A 21,639-nucleotide genomic window follows, 5' to 3' on the forward strand; every position below is an offset into this window, starting at 1 on the left:
GAATCTTCAGGCCTTGGCGGCGTTCGCGACGATCAGCATGAAAGCCGGGATGTCGTCGCCGAAGCCGACCGGGGTCGGGCCGTCGTCGTGGTCGCGGTGGTAACGCTGGCGACGCTCGCGATTGTCGTCGTTCGCGGGTGCCGGTGCAGGTGTCGGCCGCGAATTGCGGTTGCCGCCGTTGTTCTGCGGCTTCCTGTCTGCCTTGCGTTCCGGTTTCACGTTTTCCACCCTGGCTTCCACAAATGCCTCTTCGACTGCTTCTATCGGATTATCCTGGATCTTCGTGTCAGCCTTGTGACTCGAATCGCCGCGTCCAGAATCAGCACGTCCCGAATCGCTTCGTCTGCCGCGGCCGCGCTCCTTATCACGATCACGGCCCTTGCGGCCACCGCGTTCGCTCTCATGGCTTTCCATGGGGGCGGGCAGGGCGGAAATGTCGCCGTTCAGCCATTCGATCTTCTCGTTGATGAGCTTTTCGATGGCGTCGAGATATTTGGTGTCGGAGCGGGTGACGAGGGTGAACGCACGGCCCGAGCGGCCTGCGCGTCCGGTCCGGCCGATGCGGTGGACATAGTCCTCCGCATGGATCGGAACGTCGAAGTTGAAGACATGGCCCACATCCGGCAGGTCGAGGCCGCGCGCGGCGACGTCGGAGGCGACGAGAAGCTGGATATTGCCGTCGCGGAAATTCTGCAGCATCGTCGTGCGGGAGCGCTGGTCCATGTCGCCATGCAGGGCGCCGACCGAGAAGCCGTGCCGTTCGAGCGAGCGGAAAAGATCCGCCACATCGACCTTGCGGTTGCAGAAGATGATCGCGTTCTTGAGATCGTCCTGCGCCTTGATGAGATCGCGCAGCACGGCGCGCTTCTCGTAGTCCTTGTTGTGCGAAGCGACGAGGCGCTGCGTCACGGTCTTGGCGGTAGACGAGGGCTTGGCGACTTCGATCCGTTCCGGGTTCTGCAGGAAGCGATCGGCCAGCTTCTGGATTTCCGGCGGCATGGTCGCCGAGAAGAACAGCGTCTGGCGGGTGAACGGGATCATCTTGGCGATCCGTTCGATATCCGGGATGAAGCCCATGTCGAGCATGCGGTCGGCCTCGTCGATGACGAGAATTTCGACGCCGGTCATCAGCAGTTTGCCGCGCTCGCAATGGTCGAGCAGGCGGCCGGGGGTGCAGATCAGCACGTCGGCGCCGCGTTCCAGCTTGCGGTCCTGGTCGTCGAAGGACACGCCGCCGATCAAAAGCGCGACGTTCAGCTTGTGGTTCTTGCCGTATTTTTCAAAATTTTCGGCGACCTGGGCGGCGAGTTCGCGGGTCGGCTCGAGGATCAGCGTGCGCGGCATGCGGGCGCGGGCGCGGCCCTTTTCCAGAAGCGTCAGCATCGGGAGAACGAAGGAGGCCGTCTTGCCGGTGCCGGTCTGTGCGATACCGCAGATATCGCGGCGCTGCAGAGCATGCGGGATTGCCCCTGCCTGGATCGGCGTGGGGATCGTATAACCCGCGTCTGTGACAGCGGAAAGGACTTTCTGGCTCAGGCCAAGATCAGCAAATGTGGTCAAAGGGAATTCTGTTTCCGTTCCGGTTCTAAACGAACACTATGGGAGTCGATGCATGGCTGCTCGACAACTGGCCCGCGACATAGGACCAAAATGTCCAAAAGTCAAGGAAAGCAAGGCAATTGGCCGCCGGATTGGTGAATGAAGATGCTCGCGGGGCAAGCCGGCTACCGTTCTTACGGCAAAGAATTGCCTTTTGGTCGGGAGCTTGCCTCAATTGAGGTAGGTGGTGAGCTTCATGCCGGCGTTGAGGAAGTGAACGGGATCGATCGGATTGCCGTCGCGGCGGACCTCGTAATGGACGTGCGGTCCGGTGGACCGGCCGGTCGAGCCTGCCTTGCCGATCACGTCACCGGCGGCAACTTCGTCGCCTTCCTTCACCAGGATCTTGGACATATGGCCGTAGCGCGTCGTGATGCCCTGGCCATGGTCGATCTCGACCATATTGCCGTAACCGCTGGCGGAGCCGGCCGAGATCACGGTGCCGGCGCCGGTGCTTTTTACGTCGTCACCGGTCGAGGCCTGAAAATCGATGCCCGCATGCAGTGCCAGCCGGCCGAGGAAAGGATCGATGCGGTTTCCGTAGCGGCTGGTAACCGGACGGCCGGGAGCGGGATTGCCAAAGGGCAGGTCGCGCGCCGTCTCGCGCACGGCTTCCAGCCGGCTGAGCGCGGCATCGAGCTCGTCGAGCGAGGCATCGAAGGCACCGATATTGGTTTGCGGCGCGACATACGGGCCACCGACGCCGTTCGTGGCGTCTTCCGTCACCCTGTCTGCGGATGCCACCTCGACGCCGGTCCGCTTCAGGATCGCGGCGATCGCGTCTGCGGTTTCCGAGGCGCCCGTCGTCAGGTTGGCGATCTTGGCAAGCTGTTCCTTCTCGATGGTCTTCAGTGACAGGGTTACCTTGGAAAACACCCGGTCGGCCCTGTCGGCGATGTTTTCGCGCAACGGCGCATAGCCCAGCGCGGCCGACGTCTGGAGCGGCGCTGCGGCGGTTTCGCCGGAGAGGAGTTTCTCGATCGCCTTGACGCCGCCGCTGCCACCGGTAAGCGAGGCCTGACGTTCCTTGGCCGGAGGCTGCAGCATGGTCGGTGCCGGCGTCTCCGGCGTCGTGAGGCCGGACTCCTCGGCGCGGTTCAGAAGCGAACCGAGTTTGCCGTGGCGCGAAAAGAGGGCGTTCTGCTGCTCCAGCAGTTTTTCGACCTTCTGCTCGACCACCTGCTGGTCGAGAAGCTGGCGCGAGGTGATGCGGTCAACTTGCGCGCGCAGCGCGGCGATCCGGTCCTCGTAATCGTGCTGCATGCGGGCCTGCCGCGCCATGGTCGCGCCGATCAGGTCGTCGCGGATGACCAGATAGGAGGTGGCACCGAGATAACCGATCGCGAAAACACCGAGAAAACAGAAGGTCAACGCGGCCATCCACGGCCGGATGGTCATGTGGCGGATCGTTTCACCGCTGGCGAAAATGAGAACGTGCTGAGGTGCCCGCTTCCCAAACACCCGGTTTTCGGTTCCCTTCGCCACGCGGATCTCCCGGAGATGCGACTCGTTCGGCCGCTGTTCCATTCGTGGGATTACACATGGATATGGTTAATGAATGCTTTATTTCGGGGCGTTCAGGCGTGGCTGGTGGAGGTCAGCGACCGGTAGAATGACGGCGTCAGGCCCGCCTCAGCCCGGGCGATGTCGTTGAACGGCGCCTTGAGCGATCCGCGGAAATTGGTGCGTACCAACTGCTGGAACGTCGCTGCGGGGTCCTTGCGCTCGCGGGCGCACAGGAAGCGGAACCATTTGGCGCCGATCGCCACATGGCCTTTCTCGTCATTGTAGATGACGTCGAGGATGGCCGCGCTTTCGAGGTCGCCGGTCTCGCGCATCTTGGTCTGCAGCGATGGCGTCACGTCGAGCCCGCGGGCTTCCAGAATGAGCGGTACGACGGCGAGGCGGGCGGTGAGGTCGTTACGGGTGGAGTGGGCCGCCTGCCAGAGCCCGTCATGGGCGGGCATGTCGCCATAGTCGGCGCCCATGTCGTTCAATCGAGCGCGCACCATGCGGAAATGTTTCGCCTCCTCGAAAGCCACCTGCATCCATCCGTCGAAGAAGGAGTTCGGCACCGGCTCGGTCGCAAAGCGGGCGACGATGTCGAGCGCCAGGTCGACGGCATTGAGTTCGATATGGGCGATCGCATGCAGCGTCGCGATACGGCCGCTGGCGGTGTGCAGCGAGCGCTTGCCGACCGCCTTTGGCGGCACCAGTTCGGGTTTCGCCGGCCGGCCGGGACGCTCGGGAAGGGGCGGATCGAGTGGCGAGCGGAGCGACAGGCGCCGCGCGAACCAGCGGGTGGCGGTGTCCTGCGCCAGCCGCGTCTTGATATCGAGATCGGCCGACAGGATTGCCGCCGTTGCGCCGCCTCTCAACGAGGTGATCGAGAACTCGCCGGCCATCGATTTGTCTCCTGCCTACAAAGCCTTGAGGCTTTCAAGTACCTCCTCGGCATGGCCTGCCACCTTCACTTTAGGCCAAATCCGGGCGATGCGCCCATCGGCTCCGATCAGGAAGGTCGTGCGTTCCACGCCCATATAGGTGCGGCCATACATGCTCTTCTCCTTCCAGACCCCGTAGAGATTGGCAAGGGCGGTGTCCTCGTCAGCCGCGAGGATGACCGAAAGGCCATGCTTCTTGGCGAACTTGTCATGCTTCTTGACGTTGTCGGGCGAAACACCGATCACCGATCCGCCCGCCTTTTCGAATTCCGGCAAGAGGCCGGTAAACGAGATTGCCTCCTGGGTGCAGGCCTGCGTGTCGTCCTTCGGATAGAAGTAGAGCACAACGGGTTTTCCCGAAAATGCCTTGAGGGAAACGGTGCCGCTGCCGTCGCGTGGAAGTTCGAAGTCTGGTGCGATGTCGCCAATGGTCAGGTCGGCCATGGATTTCCTTTCTTTCGCCGGTATCGTGAGTGATATTTGCCGCAATCGGTATATATTCGCCCGAGCGACGTCCAGAGCAGTCGCGCCCGGTTCGATACCATTGCAGAAAGACGAGTCCTCAACCTGATGTCGGAAATTCGCGGAGAAAGGGTCAGTTTCAGCCGGAAAGAACTCGTTCCGTTGCATGAATTGCCTTCCGCGCAGGTCGAGGATCCCATTATCGTGCACTGCCCGCTGCCAAGCCGGCGCGGCCGGCGATTCGGCAAGACGGTGCTGCTTTTCCTCCTGCTGCTGGTTCTCGCAATCGGCAGCGCCGTTTTCGCCATCGAGGGCGGCATGGTCGACAGCACGCTGTCGTCGCGCGCCCAGAGTGCGATCAACAATGCTATCGGTCCGCGCTACGCCGCCACTGTCGGCTCGACCGCCATCCGGTTCGATTCGAGGTTACGCCTCGCACTGGAGGCGCGTGACGTCGATATCGTCGAACAGGCGACCGGCGAACACCTGAGCCGCGCCGGCGCCATGCGCATGGCGGTCGATCCGCTGGCGCTTCTCGGCGGCCGCGTGTCGATCAAGCACATGGAGGCGGAACATATCCGTCTCGACACCGCGCAGTTGCCCTCGGGCGACCCGTTGCCGATCTCTGAAGTCCGCATCGATGCCATGCCGGCGCTGCTGGAAGAGATTTTCCAGCGCCTCGACGAAGCTCGTGCGCTCATCGAGCGAACCGGGACGGGTTCCGTCAGCATCGCCGGTATCGAAATCCTGCTGCCGGCAGCACCCGGGCGCAAGCCGATCGTGCTGGTCGTCGACGATATCGAGCTGACGCAGAGCGCCGAAGGCGAGATCGAGATCAACGGTGCGATCAGCCTCAATGGCCGCAAGGCGGTTCTCGTTGCAGCGTCGAAGACCGTCGAAGGTGTCACGTCGTCACTCTCGGCCAAACTGACCGGCCTCGAGGTGACATCCTTCATGCTGCAGCGAACCGAGGACGGCCAGCCGCGCGAGGGGATCGAAGGCTCCCTCGATCTCGATCTTTCGGCGGTTCGCTCACGCGAGGCAGCAAAGCCGGCTATCACCGCGACGCTTCGCCAGTCTCCCGGCCATTTCTATTTCGACGGTATCCAGCAGACCTTGAGCGGCGCCAAAATCAATGTGGCCTACGACTTCTCGAAGAATTCGATCGAGCTGTTGAAATCCGAGGCACGTTTCGGACCGACCATCCTGCCGTTTACAGGCGCGATGATCGATCTCAACCGGCTCAATCCGGACGACAAGCGTCCCGGTTTCGGTCTCGACGTTCTGATCAGCGGAGCAACGGCCGTTGGAGCCTCGACGAGCGAGCAGCCGGCGCGCTTCGATCTCAAGGCGAACGGGCGCTACCTGTCGGCGGATCGCGAGCTTCAGTTCGATGAGATGGCCGTTTCCAGCCCTCTCGGCCGTATGGCCGGCGCCCTGAAGGTGCGGTTCGGCAACCAGTCTCCCGAGATCAGTTTCGGGGCGCAGCTGCCGCATATGGAGGTGACCGGGGTCAAGCAGCTCTGGCCCTTCTGGATGGCGCGAAAACCGCGTGACTGGGTGATGGACAATATGTTCGGCGGCACCATTACCAACGGTTCGATCGCCGTCTTCATACCGGCCGGCCGGATGAAGGGGCCCGGCATTCCGATGGAACTCGACAAGAACGAGCTGCAGATCGGCTTCGACCTCGCCAATGCCCGGATCAATCTTCCCGGCGACGTGCCGCCGCTGCGCGATATCGACGGTCGTTTCGACCTGAAGGGGGAAGTGATGCAGGTCGATGTCGCGCGCGCCTCCTCCTTCTTCCCATCCGGTCGGTTCGTCGCCGTCGAAGGCGGGCGGTTCTCGATCCCGTCCACCTATGCCAAGCCGCTGATGGCCGACCTTTCGCTCAAGATTGCGGGGCCTGCCGACGCGGTGACGGAGCTTGCGAATTTCCGGCCGATCAATGCGTTGAAGGGGACCGAGTTCAAGCCGGAGGATTTTTCCGGCCACGCACGCGTCGATCTCAAGGCCCGCATGGGCCTGATATTGGCTCACAACCCGCCGAAGCCCACCTGGAATGCCCATATCGAGCTGGACGACGTCACGCTCGGCCCGCAGTTTTCCGGTCGCAAGATCGCCGGTTTGGATGGCACGCTCGATATCGACAACCAGACGGCGCGACTCGGGGCCAAGGGGACGATCGACAATGTGCCGGCTGACATCACGCTGGTCGAACCGGTCGATCCGGCGTCTCCGACAAAGCGCGAGCGGATCATCAAGACCGTTCTCAACAACGATCAGCGGGAGAAACTCGCACCCGGCCTTTCCGAGGTGATCGACGGAACGGTGACGGCTCAGTTGACGCGGATCGACGAAACCCGCCAGGCGGTATCGCTCGACCTCAGCCGGGCCACCCTTTCCGTGCCATGGCTTGGCTGGACCAAGGGCGGGGGCATTCCGGCCAAGGCCCAATTCGAGCTGACCGATACGGGAGAGCGTACCGATATCCGCAATTTCGAACTCTCGGGCGACGGTTTTGGCGCGCGCGGCAGCCTTGCGCTCAATGGCGGCAGCCTGACGTCGGCGGACTTCTCGCACATGCAGCTCTCGCCTTCCGACAATTATGCGGTGAGCGTCAAACGTGCCAAGGGCAATTTCGACGTCTCGATCAGCGGCTCCGTCGTCGACATGCGGCCCGTGGTCACCAAGATCCGGGCAGGCGGAAAGAGCGGCAGCGGCGCCAAGCGTGGTGACGACGATACGAGCAACGCCACCGTGCGAGGCAAGCTCGACCGCATGATCGGCTTCAACGACCAGACCCTCTCGAACGTGTCGTTCCTGTTTTCGAGCCGTGGCGGCAATATTTCGACGGCCGATTTTTCCGGCTCGACGGAAAGCGGGCAGGCGGTCGTCAGCGAGATGAATGCAGGCGACACGATCTCGATCACCAGCGGCGACGCGGGCGCCATCGTTCGCTTCATGAACCTCTACGACAACATGCGCGGCGGCCTCCTGAACCTGCGCCTGAAGGCGCAGGGCGACGCCTGGACGGGAGCCATCGATCTGCGCAATTTCGCGCTGGTCAACGAAGCCAAGCTTCAGTCTCTTGTCGCGACGCCGGACCAGGAAGGCCGCAGCCTGAACACTGCAACGAAGAAGAATATCGATGTCAATTCGGCAAAATTCCAGCGTGGTTTTGCAAGCCTGCTGTATCGGAATGGTTCGTTTGCCATAGAAAACGGTGTGGTGCGCGGCGAACAGATCGGTGCGACTTTCCAGGGCCTGGTGCGCGACGCCAAGGGGAATATGGAGATGACCGGAACGTTCATGCCGGCTTACGGCTTGAACCGGCTTTTCGGCGAGTTGCCGCTGATCGGCGCCATTCTCGGCAATGGCCGCGATCGCGGCCTGCTCGGCATCACCTTCAAGCTCGAAGGCCCGTTCGAGAAGCCGAGGTTGACCGTTAACCCGCTGTCGCTGATCGCGCCGGGCATCTTCCGCCAGATCTTCGAATTCCAATGAAAAGGGCCGCTCGTGGCGGCCCGTTCAAACTCGCTATTGGAGACGCCCGGTTCAGGCCGGGCGCACCAGAATGTGCTTCTTCTTGCCGAGCGAAAGCTTGATCACGCCGTCGCCGGTGATCTCGCCGGTGCCGATCATCATGCGTTCGTCGCTGACGGCCTGGTCGTTGATGCGCACGGCGCCGCCTTGGACGTGACGGCGCGCTTCGCCGTTCGAACCGGCAAGGCCGGCGCGCACGATCAGCGACAACAGACCGATCCCGGCTTCGAGATCGGCCGTGGGAACCTCGACGGACGGCAGGTTCTCGGAAAGCCCACCTTCCTCGAACGTCTTGCGGGCGGTCTCGGCGGCTTCCTCCGCCGCTGCTCGACCGTGCAGGATGGCCGTGATTTCAGTCGCGAGGATCTTCTTGACCTCGTTGATCTCCGAACCGCCGAGCGCTGAAAGCCTTGCGATCTCGTCCATCGGCAGCGTCGTGTAGAGCTTCAGGAAGCGGGATACGTCCGCATCCTCGGTATTGCGCCAGTACTGCCAGAAGTCATAGGCCGACAGCATGTCCGGGTTGAGCCAGACGGCGCCCGTCGCCGATTTGCCCATCTTGGCGCCGGATGACGTGGTCAGAAGCGGCGAGGTCAGCGCAAAAAGCTGCTGCGTCCCCATGCGGTGACCGAGGTCGATGCCGTTGACGATATTGCCCCACTGGTCCGAGCCGCCCATCTGCAGCCGGCAGCCGGTCCGCTTGGCGAGTTCCACGAAGTCATAGGCCTGGAGGATCATGTAGTTGAATTCCAGGAAGGACAGTGACTGCTCGCGGTCGAGCCGCGTCTTGACGCTCTCGAAGGACAGCATTCGGTTGACCGAGAAATGCCGGCCGACGTCGCGCAGGAATTCGAGATAGTTGAGGCCGCGCAGCCAGTCGGCATTGTTGATCATTAGCGCTTGCCTCGGGCCGTCACCATAGGCGAGGTAGTTCGAGAAGACGCGCTTGATCGAGGCGATATTGCCTTCGATCGTGTCGATCGTCATCAGCTGGCGTGCTTCGTCCTTGAACGAGGGATCGCCGACCATCCCGGTGCCGCCGCCCATCAGCGAAATCGGCCGGTGACCGGTATGCTGCATCCAGTGCAGCATCATGATCTGGATCAGGCTGCCGGCGTGCAGGCTTGGCGCCGTCGGGTCGAAGCCGATATAGCCGGTGACGATTTCCTTCGAAAACAGTTCGTCGAGACCGGTCTCGTCGGAGACCTGGTGGATGAAACCGCGCTCGTCGAGCGTGCGGAGGAAATCGGACTTGAACCTGGACATGATCTAACTCTGGCAGGATGGGTTTGGGATATGTGGCCGCGCGTCTAGCACTGTTTTTGCCGGTAATCACTTCAAAAGTGATGTTGGCTGTGATCAGCGCTACAAATGGACGGCGACCAGCAAGAGGCCAGGCAGTTTCGGGGGGACGCAATAGCGGGTGCTAGAAGGACAACTATGCATTAACGGTTTCTTGTTTCATACGCTTTTAACATCCTGCCCGGACACGGTAACCGGGTGGTGTGCAGGTCTCCTGCATTGATGGGCTGATGAACGGGGCTGCCTTTTTCCTCGCGGTGAATTTTATCATCGCCATATGCTTCGGTGCGGTCTTCGTCGTGGTTTCCACGCGCAGCCGGTCGCGGACGGCTGCGCTCTGGTTCGCTGGCGGTTTTACCGTCGCATCGCTCTCGGCAGTGTGTGAATTGCTGGTCGCTTATGCGTATCTGACGAAATTCTGGGCGATCTGCGCGTTCACATCGGTGCTCGGCGGCATGATCCTGCTCAGGATCGGTATCGGCGCCCTCTACGGCTGGAAGGTCGCTCCCGTCTGGGCGGGCTGTTTCCTGGTGGCGAGCATCGGCCTCGATCTGCTGATCTACGACCTGCCGCGCGGCACGGTTGGTCATGCTTTTTCCTACCAGACACCGTTCGCCTTGGTGCTCCTTTCGAGCGCGGCGGCGGTCCTTTCATCGACGCGTCGGCTGGCGATCGACCGGGCGCTCGGGTATCTGCTGCTCGCGACCGGCCTGCATTTCTTCGTCAAGGCGAGCCTTGCCGTGATTGCGGGGGCCGGCACGACCGCCAAGGATTATATCGGCACCAACTACGCGCTGATCTCGCAAAGCTCGACGGCGGTGCTCATGGTCGCGGTCGGATTGACGCTGCTGTCGGTTCTCGTCCTGGAGATCATGGCGGACGAGCGCAGCAATTCCGAGAGGGATGCGCTTTCCGGTCTGGCCAATCGCCGCGGCTTCGAGAATGGCGTCAAGGCCGCCATGGCGCTGGCGCCGAAGGCCGCGCACGCGGTCATCATCTGCGATCTCGACCATTTCAAGCGCATCAACGACACCTATGGCCACCACGGTGGCGACCTGGTGATCCAGGCCTTCGGCGATCTGTTGCAGACAAACGCCGCCAAGAACGCCGTGGTCGGCCGTATCGGCGGCGAGGAATTCGCGATCTTCCTGCCGAGCACGACGCTCGATATGGCGACACTGGCTGCGCAGGCGCTCCGCGGCGGGACCATGGAGATAACCGTCAGCGGGCTTCCGTCCTCCTTCGCGGTGACCGCGAGTTTCGGCGTGGCGGAACTTGCGCCGGGCGGTGATCTTGCAGGGGCGATGCGGGACGCCGATGCCGCTCTCTACGAAGCCAAGCGTTCCGGCCGCAATCGTGTCAGGCAGGCGCGGCGTATCGGCTCTCCGCAGCCGAAATCGATCAAGGCCGTCAAATGAAAACGGCCGCCGAAGCGGCCGTTTTCAGCGTTTTTGAAAGCGATCAGCGAATGCGCTTGGCCGCCGGTTCCGGCACCAGTTCGCCGTTGAGGCGGCGATCGAGATAGTCTTCGCATTCGCCCATCAACGTTTCCACCTGACCGTTGAAGAAGTGGTTGGCACCCTCGACCATCCGGTGGGTGATCAGGATGCCCTTCTGCGTCTTCAGCTTTTCCACGAGCCCGTTGACATCCTTCTCAGGGGCAACCTTGTCGCTGTCCCCGTTGATGATCAGACCGGATGACGGGCAGGGGGCGAGGAACGAGAAGTCGTAGATATTCGGCTGCGGCGCGATCGACATGAAGCCTTCGATCTCGGGACGGCGCATCAGCAGCTGCATGCCGATCCAGGCGCCGAAGGAATAACCGGCGACCCAACAGCTCTTCGAATCGGGATGCAGGCTCTGCACCCAGTCGAGCGCAGAAGCGGCATCCGAAAGCTCGCCGGCCCCGTGGTCGAATTCGCCCTGGCTGCGCCCGATACCGCGGAAATTGAACCGCAGTGTCGTAAAACCGCGCTTCTGGAACATATAAAAGAGCTGGTAGACGATCTGGTTGTTCATCGTGCCGCCGAACTGCGGGTGCGGGTGCAGGATGATGGCGATCGGGGCGCTCTTTTCCTTGGATGGCTGGTAACGACCTTCAAGGCGGCCGGCTGGGCCGTTGAAAATGACTTCGGGCATCGGTACTCCGGTCAATATGTTCAGGTTCCAAACGAGTATCACGTCGAGTTTGACTTGACGAAGACGCTCAGCTTTTCTAAACTCAGTTTAGAACCATTCGAAACTTTGGGCGGCACTTGGATGCGCGCCCGATGCGATGTCTCTTACGGCAAGGGCGACGGAAATTTCAAGGAAAATGCGGGTCCCCCGTCCGCCCATGTGTAATTCAACCTCTATCTAGAAACGGAAGCCGATCAGGCAATGGCGCTGAACCGCACATATCTGGACTGGAATGCGACCGCGCCCTTGAGTGCGCCGGCCCGCGCCGCCATGCTGGATGCGCTGCAACTGCCCGGAAATGCTTCGTCGGTTCACGGCGAGGGCAGGGCCGCCCGGGCCGCGATCGACAAGGCGCGTCGGCAGGTGGCGGCGCTGGTCGGTGCGGAGCCCGCGCATGTGACATTCGTCAGCGGTGCGACGGAGGCGGCCAATCATGTCCTGACGCCCGAATTCCGCATGGGCCGGGCGCCCCTGGCGCTGAGCCGCGTCTATGTCTCGGCAATCGAGCATCCGGCGATCCGCGAGGGCGGTCGCTTCGATCCGACCCAGGTGACCGAAGTGCCGGTGACGCCGGCGGGTGTCGTCGATCTCTCTGCGCTCCAGGCGCTGCTCGCCGAACATGATCGGACCGCCGGCATGCCGATGGTCGCGGTGATGCTGGTCAACAACGAGACCGGCATCGTTCAGCCCGTGGCGGAGGCGGCCGACATCGCTCATGCCCATGGCGGCTTGATGGTGGTGGACGCTGTTCAGGCGGTCGGCCGCATTCCGGTGGACATCGATGTGCTGGATGCGGATTTCCTGATCCTGTCGTCGCACAAGATCGGTGGCCCGAAGGGCGTCGGCGCCCTCGTCTCGCGCGGCGAAGTGCTGATGCCGAAACCATTGATCCGCGGCGGCGGCCAGGAAAAGGGGCATCGATCCGGCACGGAGAATTTCCATGCCATTGTCGGCTTCGGCGCCGCAGCCCAGGCTGCCCGCGAGAATCTCGATGAGCGCAATGCGGTGATCGAACGGCTTCGCCACCGGCTGGAAGCAGGAATGCGTGAGGCTGCCCCCGATGCCATCATTCATGGCGAAACAGTTCTGCGTGTGGCGAATACCTGCTTTTTCACTTTGCCGGGGCTGAAGTCGGAGACGGGCCAGATCGCTTTCGATCTCGAAGGTATCGCACTTTCCGCCGGTTCCGCGTGCTCGGCGGGAAAAGTCGGCGAGAGCCATGTTTTGACGGCGATGGGGCATGATCCGAAGCTCGGGGCTCTGCGGATTTCGCTCGGGCCCGATACGACGCAGGACGATATCGCGCGGGCGCTTGCTGCCTTCGCCAAGATTGCCGGCCGGCGAAAACCGGCGGGCGAGGCGGCGTGACCGCCTCCAAAATTGCGCTTGCGCAAATTTCCGCTTGCCAAAAGGTGTGAAAACCGCCTTCTGGCGCCTACATGAAGGGGGTAATTGTCCCCCACGATTGATGACAAGAATTGCCGGAATTTGAACCGGCAAGATTTGGAGTAGAACATGGCTGCCGTGCAGGAAACAATCGATCAGGTTCGCCAGATCGATGTGGACCAGTACAAATACGGTTTCGAAACCGTCATCGAAGTGGACAAGGCGCCAAAAGGTCTTTCGGAAGAGATCATCCGTTTCATCTCGGCCAAGAAGCAGGAGCCGGACTGGATGCTGGAATGGCGTCTCGACGCCTATCGCCGCTGGCTGACCATGGAAGAGCCCACCTGGGCGCGCGTCGAATATCCGAAGATCGATTTCAACGACCTTTATTATTATGCCGCGCCGAAAAGCACCGCCGGCCCGAAGTCGCTTGAAGAAGTCGATCCGGAGCTGTTGAAGGTCTACGAGAAGCTCGGAATTCCGTTGCGCGAACAGGAAATTCTGGCCGGCGTCGAGACGCCGCGGGTCGCAGTCGATGCCGTCTTCGACTCGGTGTCGGTCGTGACGACCTTCAAGAAGGAACTGCAGAAGGCCGGCGTGATCTTCATGTCGATCTCCGAAGCGATCCGCGAACATCCCGAGCTCATCAAGAAGTATCTCGGCTCGGTCGTGCCGACTTCGGACAATTTCTATGCGACGCTGAACGCCGCCGTGTTCACCGACGGATCCTTCGTCTTCGTGCCGAAGGGCGTGCGGTGCCCGATGGAGCTGTCCACCTATTTCCGCATCAACGAAAAGAACACCGGCCAGTTCGAGCGCACGCTGATCATCGCCGAAGAGGGAGCCTACGTTTCCTACCTCGAAGGCTGCACGGCACCCCAGCGCGACGAGAACCAGCTGCACGCCGCCGTGGTCGAACTGATCGCCCTCGATGATGCCGAGATCAAGTATTCGACGGTGCAGAACTGGTATCCGGGCGATGCGCAAGGCAAAGGCGGCATCTACAACTTCGTCACCAAGCGTGGCGATTGCCGCGGCGCCCGCTCAAAAATCTCCTGGACCCAGGTCGAGACCGGTTCGGCAATCACCTGGAAATATCCGAGCTGCATTCTGCGCGGCGACGACTCGCGCGGCGAGTTCTATTCGATCGCCGTCTCCAACGGCTATCAGCAGATCGACAGCGGCACCAAGATGATCCATCTCGGCAAGAACACGTCGAGCCGCATCATCTCTAAGGGCATTTCCGCCGGCAATTCGAACAATACCTATCGCGGTCAGGTCTCGATCAACCGCCGGGCCGCGAATGCCCGCAACTTCACCAATTGCGACTCGCTCCTGATCGGCGACCAATGCGGTGCGCATACCGTGCCCTATATCGATGTGAAGAATGCATCGGCGCAGATCGAACACGAGGCGACGACGTCGAAGATCTCCGAGGACCAGAAGTTCTACGTCATGCAGCGCGGCATTCCTGAAGAGGAAGCGATCGCGCTGATCGTCAACGGCTTCGTCAAGGATGTCATCCAGCAGTTGCCGATGGAATTCGCCGTCGAAGCGCAGAAACTTATCGGCATCTCGCTCGAAGGGAGCGTTGGCTGATGAATGAGAAGGTCGAAAACCTCATTCTGGAGCATCTTCCTCTCATGCGGGCGGACATCGTCTCTCTGAAGGACGAGATGACTGGGATGCGGGCGGAGATGCGGTCGATGAAGCAGCATATGGCTGCGTTCATGTCGCACGAAACCGTGCAGGACGGCGATATCGCGACGGTCAAGCTGCAACTGGAGCGGATTGGCAGACGACTGGACATCGTGGAGTGAGCATGACGGGCGCTCAAGGCGCCGCGCTTGCTCCGGAAGAACAAACGAAGATTGGAATTTACAATGCTTGAGATCAAGAACCTGCACGCCCGTATCGCCGAAGACGGCACCGAAATCATCCGCGGCCTGAACCTCACGGTGAAGGCCGGCGAAATCGCCGCCATCATGGGCCCGAACGGTTCCGGCAAGTCGACCCTTTCCTACATCCTGTCAGGCCGCCAGGATTACGAAGTCACCGAGGGCGACATCCTCTACAACGGCGAGAGCATTCTGGAACTCGACCCGGCCGAACGCGCGTCGAAGGGCATTTTCCTCGCCTTCCAGTATCCGCTCGAAATTCCGGGCGTCGCCACCATGCAGTTCCTGAAGGTCGCGATGAACGAGCAGCGCAAGGCGCGCGGCGAAGCGGAACTGACGACGCCGGACTTCATCCGCCGTGTCAAGGACGCCGCCGAGAAGCTGAAGATCGACCAGGCCATGCTGCGCCGTCCGCTCAACGTCGGTTTCTCCGGCGGCGAGAAGAAGCGCGCCGAAATCCTGCAGATGGCGCTGCTCGAGCCGAAGCTCTGCATCCTGGACGAGACTGATTCAGGCCTCGACATCGACGCGCTGAAGATCGTCGCCGACGGCGTCAACGCGCTGAAGTCGCCGGACCGCGCCACGATCGTAATCACCCACTACCAGCGCCTGCTCGATTACATCGTGCCGGACACGGTCCACGTTCTCTACAAGGGCCAGATCATCCGCTCCGGCGACAAGGCGCTCGCGCTGGAGCTGGAAGAGAACGGCTATGCCGATATCATCGGGGAAGCGGCTTAAGCGGCCCGAGGAAGGATGTTGTCATGAACATGCAGACGACAAGCCGTCTCACGGCTGCCGAAACCGCTTTGGTCGAAGCCTTTGGCGCCCAGATCGGTGAACTGCCGGGCAATGGCGCGGTGATCGGCACGCGCGACCGGCTTCTGGACGAGCTCAAGAAGGCTGGCCTGCCGACCCGCCGCATCGAGGCCTGGCATTACACCGACCTCAAGAACCTGCTGCGCAGCGTACCCGAGGTCACGCTGGTGTCCGCCATCGATCCGGCCGCGCCGCTGGTCGAGGGATCGAGGGTGCTTTCGATCCTGCAGGGTAGCGCCGATGCCAAGGTCGCCGTGGAAGGCGTCGAGATCGCGCTCTTCAAGGACAGGCTCGCCGACGGTTCGGCCGCTGCCGGCCTGACGGCGCTCGACAAGGACGATGCGATCGGCCGTATCAACGGCAGCTTCGTGCGCGATGGTTATGCGATCACGGTCCCGGCCGATACGGAACTCGACGCGCCGATCGAACTGCAGGCCCTGCATGCGGCCGGCCAGGTCCATACGCGCTTCCCGGTCTCGTTCGGCGCCGCATCGAAGGCGACGGTCATCGAGCGTCACCGGTCGGTGAGTGAAGGTGCAGCGCTCGTGTCCTCGATCAGTGACATCGCACTGGAAGACGGCGCCGACGTTACCTGGATCATCCTGCAGCAACAGGGCGCCGCCGACACCCATCTCGGCCAGATCCGCGTAAAGCTCGGCACCGATGCGAAGCTGCGGCTGTTCGTCATCAATGCCGGCGGCAAGCTGGTGCGCCAGGAACTGCGCATCGACGTGGCGGGCCAGGGCGCCGAGCTGATGCTGCGCGGCGTCAACCTGCTCGGAAGCGAAAGCCACACCGACGTCACGCTGGTTCTCGGCCACAACGTGCCGCACACCAATTCGACCGAAATCATCCGCAACGTGGTGTTCGACCGTGCGAACGGCGTTTTCCAGGGCATGATCCGGGTCGCTCCGGATGCCCAGAAGACCGACGCCAAGATGTCCTGCAACACGTTGCTGCTGACCGACGATGGCGGGTTCTCGGTCAAGCCGGAACTCGAAATTTTCGCCGACGACGTGGTCTGCGGCCATGGCGCGACGGTTGCCGATATCGAGAGCAGCCATCTTTTCTACCTGATGGCGCGCGGCGTTCCGGAAAACAAGGCGCGGGCCATGCTGGTCAACGCCTTCGTCGCCGAGATCGTCGAGGAACTCGAGGATGAACAGCTGGTCGAGGCGCTGGAAGGCGTCATCTCGGCCTGGCTTGAAAAGCATGCGTAAGATAGGGGCCTGACATGGACCAGAGTGCGCCTTCGACGACCTACGATGTGGAGGCAATCCGCCGGGATTTTCCGATCCTGTCGACGATGGTGCACGGCAAACCGCTGGTCTATCTCGACAACGGCGCCTCGGCCCAGAAACCGCAGGTGGTGATCGACGCGATCAGTCACGCCTATTCGAATGAGTATGCCAACGTCCATCGCGGCCTGCATTACCTCTCGAATGCGGCGACCGACGCCTATGAAGCGGCGCGCGAAAAGGTGCGCCTGTTCCTGAATGCCGGTTCGGTGGACGAGATTGTCTTCACCAAGAACTCGACCGAGGCGATCAACACGGTCGCCTATGGCTGGGGCATGCCGAATATCGGTGCCGACGACGAGATCGTCGTCACCATCATGGAGCACCATTCCAACATCGTGCCCTGGCATTTCATCCGCGAGCGGCAGGGCGCCAAGCTGGTCTGGGTGCCGGTCGATGACGACGGCGCCTTCCATATCGAGGACTTCGAGAAGTCTCTCACGGAGAGGACCAAGCTGGTCGCCATCACCCATATGTCGAACGCGCTCGGCACCGTGGTACCCGTCAAGGAAGTCTGCCGCATCGCCCATGAGCGCGGCATCCCGGTGCTGATCGACGGCAGCCAGGGCGCCGTTCACATGCCGGTCGATGTCCGCGACATCGATTGCGACTGGTACGTGATGACCGGCCACAAGCTCTACGGCCCATCGGGCATCGGCGTGCTTTACGGCAAGTCGGATCGGCTGAGGCAGATGCGTCCGTTCCAGGGCGGCGGCGAGATGATCGTCGATGTCACCGAGGATATCGTCACCTATAACGATCCGCCGCATCGTTTCGAAGCGGGCACGCCGCCGATCGTCCAGGCGATCGGGCTTGGTTACGCGCTCGACTACATGGACAAGGTCGGCCGCGCCGCGATCGCCCGCCACGAGGCGGATCTGGCCGCTTACGCCGCGGAACGCCTGCGCGCGATCAATTCGCTGCGCATCATCGGCAATGCGCCCGGCAAGGGCGGCATCTTCTCCTTCGAGCTCGCGGGCATCCATGCGCATGATGTCTCGATGGTGATCGACCGCAAAGGCGTGGCGGTTCGCGCTGGTACCCATTGCGCCATGCCGCTCTTGAAGCGCTTCGGCGTCACCTCCACATGCAGGGCATCGTTCGGCATGTACAATACCCGTGCCGAAGTGGATGCGCTGGCCGACGCGCTCGACTATGCCCGAAATTTCTTTGCTTGAGGACTACTGCCATGGCCGCGGATGAAACGGAATTGAAGTGGGATGCCCGCGAAGGACTGATCCAATCTGCTATTCCGGCCGAAGAGCTAGCGCGATTGAGCGACGACGTCATCGGCGCGCTGAAAACGGTCTATGATCCGGAAATTCCTGCCGACATCTTCGAACTCGGCTTGATCTACAAGATCGACATCGAGGACGACCGCATGGTGAAGATCATGATGACGCTGACAGCACCCGGCTGCCCGGTCGCCGGCGAAATGCCGGGCTGGGTGGAAAACGCCGTCGGCGCCGTCGAGGGCGTGTCCGGCGTCGAAGTCGAGATGACTTTCGATCCGCCGTGGACGCCGGAGCGCATGTCCGAAGAAGCCCAGGTGGCTGTCGGCTGGTATTGATCGGTTAATCGGTCGGTACTACATTTGAATCGTGAAACACCGGACCTTGAATCCGCGTGCGGAAGGAGAATGAGCCCATGGGCTTTGCAGTGATGACGATGACCGATGCCGCCGCCACCCGCGTCAAGCAACTCGTCGCCAATTCCGGAGCGGAGGCCAAGGGCCTGCGTGTCGGGATCAAGAAGGGCGGCTGTGCCGGCATGGAATATACGGTCGATCTCGTCACCGAGCCCAATGCCAAGGACGACATGATCGAGCATGACGGCGCGAACGTCTGGATCGAGCCTTCCGCCGTTCTCTATCTCCTCGGCACCCAGATGGATTTCGAAGTCACGCAGATGCGTTCCGGCTTCACCTTCGTCAATCCCAACCAGACGTCCGCCTGCGGCTGCGGCGAGTCGGTCGAGCTGAAGCCTGCGGATCTCGCAGCGCTTGCTAAACAGCGCGAAGCCGAAGCCCGCGTCTGATCTCCCTCATGAATCGGTAAGATAGGCGAGGAGCGTTTCCATCACTCTTCGCGCAGCCTCCGCGTCGCCCGACCTGATGGCACGGATGACGGCGACATGCAGCGTGACGGCCTGATCCATTCGTTCGACTGAAGCGGTCGAGAACCAACGCCGTCTGGAATGGGTCTGGAGCGGCGCCAGTGCCGACGTCAGGAACCGGTTGGGGCAGGCGTCCTCGAGGATCTCGTCGAAACGCTTGTCGGCCTCCAGAAACCCGGGGATGTCTCCGGTCGCCGCAGCGGCGCCCATCGCCTTGGCGCAGTCGAGCAGGGCAGAGCGCTGTTCCTCGCTCGCACGTTCGGCGACCAGCGCCGCGACGACCGGTTCGAGCTGGCGCCTGACCTGCATGATGCTGTCGTGGTCGCTCTCGATGATCTCGCTGACCTGCAGCCCAACGCGTGGCCGCACCCGAATCAATCCCTGCCATTCGAGCTTCTGAATTGCTTCGCGCACCGGCGTTCGGCCCTGGCCCGCCAGGCCGATGAGCTCCCTTTCCGTGACCAGCGCACCGGGCTGCAGCTTCATCGTGACGATCAGGTTTTCGAGCCGGCGATAAGCCTGCCTGCTGAGCGATTCCGCCTCGGATGCCATGCGCCTCACCTTTGCTGATATATCACGGTGTGGCATGTCGCATTCGGAATGGCAAGCGCGAGTGATATATCAGAGAAAGATATGCAATTGATGGCGCCGCTGCGGAAACGCCAGGCGATGCCCGATCATTCGTGGCGGAGCGCTTCGATCGGATTGAGCTGTGCCGCGCGGCGGGCCGGAAAGTAGCCGAACACCATGCCGATCATTGCCGAGAAGGCAAACGCGAGCAGGATGATCGTCGGGCTTGCGACGAAGGGCACGCCGAGAAAGCTCACGACGCCATAGGCAAGCGCAAGGCCGGCGACAATGCCGCTGACGCCGCCGAAGATTGACAGCATCACCGCTTCGACGAGGAACTGGGTCAGCACCTGCCGCTCAAGGGCACCGATCGCCAGGCGAATGCCGATCTCGCGGGTGCGCTCGGTGACCGACACCAGCATGATGTTCATGATGCCGATGCCGCCGACCAGCAGGCTGACGGCCGCGACGGCGCCGAGGAGGCCGGTCAGAAGCACGGTGGTGCCGGTCATCGCCGCGGCGATCTGCGACATGTCGTTGACCGAGAAATCGTCCTCGCGTCCGATCGCGATCCTGCGCCGTTCGCGCAACAGGCTTTCGACGTCCGACTGGACTTTTGCGGTTGCCACGCCGTCCTGCGCCGACAGGATGATGCTGCTGATCGTCGTCGTGCCGCCGATCCGCCGCTGGTGCAGTTTCAGGGGCATGATGACTGTGTCGTCCTGGTCGTCGCCCATGCCGGACTGGCCCTTGACGGCAAGCACGCCGACGACCGGGCAGGCGACATTGCTGACGCGGATACTCTGCCCGACCGGGTTGACCGAGCCAAACAGTTCCTTGCGAACCGTCTCCCCGATGATGCAGGCGGCCTGGCTGCCGCGGTCCTCGTTGGCGAGGAACTGCCGGCCGAGCGCGAGGTCCCAGTCCTGGGCGGTCAGATAATCGTTGGTGGTGCCGATCACGCTCGAGGAATGGTTGGCGCCGCCCGCAATCACGGTTGCCGTGCCGCGGTTCAGCGGGGCGACGGCGCGAAGTCCGGTCACCTGTTCCTGGATCGCCAGGACATCCTTGTCGTTGAAGCGCTTGGCTTCACTGCTGGCGCGTCCCGGTCCCCATTGGCCCGGACGGACGAAAAGCGTGTTGGTGCCGAGGCGGGATAGCTCTGCCTGCACCTTCGCCGTCGTGCCATTGCCGACAGTCACCATGGCGATCACGGCCGCAACGCCGATCACCACGCCGAGAACGGTGAGGAAGGACCGCAGCATGTTGCGGCTGATTGCACGCCAGGCCAGCTTCGCCGTCTCAAAGAACAAGGGCATGTTCCTTCACTTGGGCCTGATCGGAGGCGAGATGGCCGTCGACGAACCGCAGGAGCCGCTTGCCATAGGCTGCGATATCCTCCTCATGGGTGACCATGATGATGGTAATGCCGTTGTCACGATTGAGCCGAGTGATCAGCTCCATGATCTCGGCGCTGGTCCTTGTGTCGAGATTGCCGGTCGGCTCGTCGGCGAGCAGCACGGCGGGATCGGTGACGATGGCGCGTGCGATCGCCACGCGCTGCTGCTGGCCTCCGGAAAGCTCCTGGGTCGTATGCCCTTCGCGGCCCTTGAGGCCCACCTGTTCCAGCGCGGTCATTGCCCGGCTGCGCCGCTCTCGGTGATCCATGCCGCGATAGACGAGGGGGAGTTCGACATTTTCGACGGCGGATGTGCGGGCGAGAAGGTTGAAGCCCTGGAACACGAATCCGAGCATGTGACGTCGCAGCAGCGTCAGCTGTGCGCGGTCGAAGCCGCTCGTCGGAATGCCCTGGAACAGATATTCGCCGGACGAAGGGACGTCGAGCCCGCCGATGATGTTCATCGCCGTGGATTTTCCCGAGCCGGACGGACCCATGATCGATACGAATTCGCCCGCCGTGATCGACAGGTCGATATGGTCGAGAGCACGGATCGTCGCTTCGCCGTGCCCGTAGAATTTCGAGACCTGCCTGAAGGCGATGATGGGAGGGAGCGTCAT

Annotated in this window: 19 protein-coding genes; 10 read left to right on the forward strand and 9 right to left on the reverse strand. The window is 62.1% G+C overall.

Going from position 1 to position 21,639, the window contains the following annotated elements; all coding sequences use genetic code 11:
• Window positions 1–6 precede the first annotated feature (6 nt).
• The 4 genes from ACSQ8R_RS08120 to ACSQ8R_RS08135 form a co-directional block, all read right to left on the reverse strand.
• A complete protein-coding gene (locus ACSQ8R_RS08120; protein ID WP_436252872.1) occupies window positions 7–1,560 on the reverse strand; it encodes a DEAD/DEAH box helicase in 1,554 nt (517 codons plus the stop codon).
• 210 nt (window positions 1,561–1,770) lie between these two features.
• Window positions 1,771–3,084, reverse strand: coding sequence for a M23 family metallopeptidase (locus ACSQ8R_RS08125; RefSeq protein ID WP_436252873.1), 1,314 nt, complete (start codon window positions 3,082–3,084; stop codon window positions 1,771–1,773).
• 92 nt (window positions 3,085–3,176) lie between these two features.
• A complete protein-coding gene (locus ACSQ8R_RS08130) occupies window positions 3,177–4,004 on the reverse strand; it encodes a ferritin-like domain-containing protein (RefSeq protein WP_436252874.1) in 828 nt (275 codons plus the stop codon).
• Window positions 4,005–4,019: 15 nt separating this feature from the next.
• Complete coding sequence (locus ACSQ8R_RS08135) at window positions 4,020–4,487, reverse strand: peroxiredoxin (RefSeq protein ID WP_436252875.1); 468 nt, start codon at window positions 4,485–4,487, stop codon at window positions 4,020–4,022.
• A gap of 126 nt (window positions 4,488–4,613) precedes the next feature.
• Between ACSQ8R_RS08135 and ACSQ8R_RS08140 the strand changes: the two genes are divergently transcribed.
• Window positions 4,614–8,015 (forward strand): hypothetical protein, encoded by a 3,402-nt coding sequence (locus ACSQ8R_RS08140; protein WP_436252876.1) that lies wholly within the window; start codon window positions 4,614–4,616, stop codon window positions 8,013–8,015.
• 51 nt (window positions 8,016–8,066) lie between these two features.
• Here ACSQ8R_RS08140 and tyrS read toward each other — a convergent pair whose 3' ends face one another.
• On the reverse strand, window positions 8,067–9,320 hold the full coding sequence (gene tyrS / locus ACSQ8R_RS08145) for a tyrosine--tRNA ligase (RefSeq protein ID WP_436252877.1): 1,254 nt from the start codon (window positions 9,318–9,320) through the stop codon (window positions 8,067–8,069).
• Between the two features lie 266 nt (window positions 9,321–9,586).
• On the opposite strand from tyrS, the gene ACSQ8R_RS08150 reads away from it, so the two are divergent.
• Entirely contained in the window at window positions 9,587–10,774 is a 1,188-nt protein-coding gene (locus ACSQ8R_RS08150; protein ID WP_436252878.1) for a diguanylate cyclase domain-containing protein, read from the forward strand.
• 43 nt (window positions 10,775–10,817) lie between these two features.
• On the opposite strand, the gene ACSQ8R_RS08155 is transcribed toward ACSQ8R_RS08150, so the two are convergent.
• Window positions 10,818–11,495: an alpha/beta hydrolase gene (locus ACSQ8R_RS08155; protein WP_345921760.1), complete on the reverse strand. Its 678-nt coding sequence runs from the start codon at window positions 11,493–11,495 to the stop codon at window positions 10,818–10,820.
• A 240-nt stretch (window positions 11,496–11,735) separates the two neighbouring features.
• Between ACSQ8R_RS08155 and ACSQ8R_RS08160 the strand changes: the two genes are divergently transcribed.
• The 8 genes from ACSQ8R_RS08160 to sufA all read left to right on the forward strand — a co-directional run bounded on the left by ACSQ8R_RS08160 (window position 11,736) and on the right by sufA (window position 18,972).
• A complete protein-coding gene (locus ACSQ8R_RS08160) occupies window positions 11,736–12,902 on the forward strand; it encodes a cysteine desulfurase family protein (protein ID WP_436252879.1) in 1,167 nt (388 codons plus the stop codon).
• 147 nt (window positions 12,903–13,049) lie between these two features.
• On the forward strand, window positions 13,050–14,519 hold the full coding sequence (gene sufB / locus ACSQ8R_RS08165) for a Fe-S cluster assembly protein SufB (protein ID WP_436252880.1): 1,470 nt from the start codon (window positions 13,050–13,052) through the stop codon (window positions 14,517–14,519).
• Window positions 14,519–14,740 (forward strand): hypothetical protein, encoded by a 222-nt coding sequence (locus ACSQ8R_RS08170; RefSeq protein ID WP_436252881.1) that lies wholly within the window; start codon window positions 14,519–14,521, stop codon window positions 14,738–14,740. Before sufB ends, ACSQ8R_RS08170 begins: the two co-directional genes overlap by 1 nt.
• Before the next feature lie 63 nt (window positions 14,741–14,803).
• The gene (gene sufC / locus ACSQ8R_RS08175; protein WP_007752089.1) at window positions 14,804–15,559 is read left to right on the forward strand and encodes a Fe-S cluster assembly ATPase SufC; all 756 of its coding nucleotides are present in this window, start codon (window positions 14,804–14,806) and stop codon (window positions 15,557–15,559) included.
• A 23-nt stretch (window positions 15,560–15,582) separates the two neighbouring features.
• On the forward strand, window positions 15,583–16,857 hold the full coding sequence (gene sufD, locus ACSQ8R_RS08180) for a Fe-S cluster assembly protein SufD (protein ID WP_436252882.1): 1,275 nt from the start codon (window positions 15,583–15,585) through the stop codon (window positions 16,855–16,857).
• Window positions 16,858–16,871: 14 nt separating this feature from the next.
• Entirely contained in the window at window positions 16,872–18,113 is a 1,242-nt protein-coding gene (locus tag ACSQ8R_RS08185) for a cysteine desulfurase (RefSeq protein WP_436252883.1), read from the forward strand.
• Between the two features lie 11 nt (window positions 18,114–18,124).
• On the forward strand, window positions 18,125–18,505 hold the full coding sequence (locus ACSQ8R_RS08190) for an SUF system Fe-S cluster assembly protein (protein ID WP_436252884.1): 381 nt from the start codon (window positions 18,125–18,127) through the stop codon (window positions 18,503–18,505).
• Between the two features lie 77 nt (window positions 18,506–18,582).
• The gene (gene sufA, locus ACSQ8R_RS08195; RefSeq protein ID WP_436252885.1) at window positions 18,583–18,972 is read left to right on the forward strand and encodes a Fe-S cluster assembly scaffold SufA; all 390 of its coding nucleotides are present in this window, start codon (window positions 18,583–18,585) and stop codon (window positions 18,970–18,972) included.
• Between the two features lie 6 nt (window positions 18,973–18,978).
• Here the strand turns inward: sufA and ACSQ8R_RS08200 are convergent, their stop codons facing one another.
• The 3 genes from ACSQ8R_RS08200 to ACSQ8R_RS08210 all read right to left on the reverse strand — a co-directional run bounded on the left by ACSQ8R_RS08200 (window position 18,979) and on the right by ACSQ8R_RS08210 (window position 21,639).
• On the reverse strand, window positions 18,979–19,602 hold the full coding sequence (locus ACSQ8R_RS08200; RefSeq protein ID WP_436252886.1) for a GntR family transcriptional regulator: 624 nt from the start codon (window positions 19,600–19,602) through the stop codon (window positions 18,979–18,981).
• Window positions 19,603–19,727: 125 nt separating this feature from the next.
• A complete protein-coding gene (locus ACSQ8R_RS08205) occupies window positions 19,728–20,933 on the reverse strand; it encodes an ABC transporter permease (RefSeq protein WP_436255414.1) in 1,206 nt (401 codons plus the stop codon).
• Complete coding sequence (locus ACSQ8R_RS08210) at window positions 20,923–21,639, reverse strand: ABC transporter ATP-binding protein (protein ID WP_436252887.1); 717 nt, start codon at window positions 21,637–21,639, stop codon at window positions 20,923–20,925. Before ACSQ8R_RS08210 ends, ACSQ8R_RS08205 begins: the two co-directional genes overlap by 11 nt.

It is taken from the genome of Neorhizobium sp. LjRoot104 (genome assembly GCF_964253725.1).
GTDB lineage: Bacteria > Pseudomonadota > Alphaproteobacteria > Rhizobiales > Rhizobiaceae > Neorhizobium.

Coding starts and splice junctions, on each gene's coding strand:
- ACSQ8R_RS08150 (WP_436252878.1), top strand. CDS start 9,587: ATGAACGGGGCTGCCTTTTTCCTCGCGGTGAATTTTATCATCGCCATA.
- sufB (WP_436252880.1), top strand. CDS start 13,050: ATGGCTGCCGTGCAGGAAACAATCGATCAGGTTCGCCAGATCGATGTG.
- sufA (WP_436252885.1), top strand. CDS start 18,583: ATGGGCTTTGCAGTGATGACGATGACCGATGCCGCCGCCACCCGCGTC.
- ACSQ8R_RS08155 (WP_345921760.1), bottom strand. CDS start 11,495: ATGCCCGAAGTCATTTTCAACGGCCCAGCCGGCCGCCTTGAAGGTCGT.
- ACSQ8R_RS08130 (WP_436252874.1), bottom strand. CDS start 4,004: ATGGCCGGCGAGTTCTCGATCACCTCGTTGAGAGGCGGCGCAACGGCG.
- ACSQ8R_RS08160 (WP_436252879.1), top strand. CDS start 11,736: ATGGCGCTGAACCGCACATATCTGGACTGGAATGCGACCGCGCCCTTG.
- ACSQ8R_RS08190 (WP_436252884.1), top strand. CDS start 18,125: ATGGCCGCGGATGAAACGGAATTGAAGTGGGATGCCCGCGAAGGACTG.
- sufD (WP_436252882.1), top strand. CDS start 15,583: ATGAACATGCAGACGACAAGCCGTCTCACGGCTGCCGAAACCGCTTTG.
- ACSQ8R_RS08200 (WP_436252886.1), bottom strand. CDS start 19,602: ATGGCATCCGAGGCGGAATCGCTCAGCAGGCAGGCTTATCGCCGGCTC.
- sufC (WP_007752089.1), top strand. CDS start 14,804: ATGCTTGAGATCAAGAACCTGCACGCCCGTATCGCCGAAGACGGCACC.
- ACSQ8R_RS08140 (WP_436252876.1), top strand. CDS start 4,614: ATGTCGGAAATTCGCGGAGAAAGGGTCAGTTTCAGCCGGAAAGAACTC.
- tyrS (WP_436252877.1), bottom strand. CDS start 9,320: ATGTCCAGGTTCAAGTCCGATTTCCTCCGCACGCTCGACGAGCGCGGT.
- ACSQ8R_RS08210 (WP_436252887.1), bottom strand. CDS start 21,639: ATGACGCTCCCTCCCATCATCGCCTTCAGGCAGGTCTCGAAATTCTAC.
- ACSQ8R_RS08135 (WP_436252875.1), bottom strand. CDS start 4,487: ATGGCCGACCTGACCATTGGCGACATCGCACCAGACTTCGAACTTCCA.
- ACSQ8R_RS08170 (WP_436252881.1), top strand. CDS start 14,519: ATGAATGAGAAGGTCGAAAACCTCATTCTGGAGCATCTTCCTCTCATG.
- ACSQ8R_RS08185 (WP_436252883.1), top strand. CDS start 16,872: ATGGACCAGAGTGCGCCTTCGACGACCTACGATGTGGAGGCAATCCGC.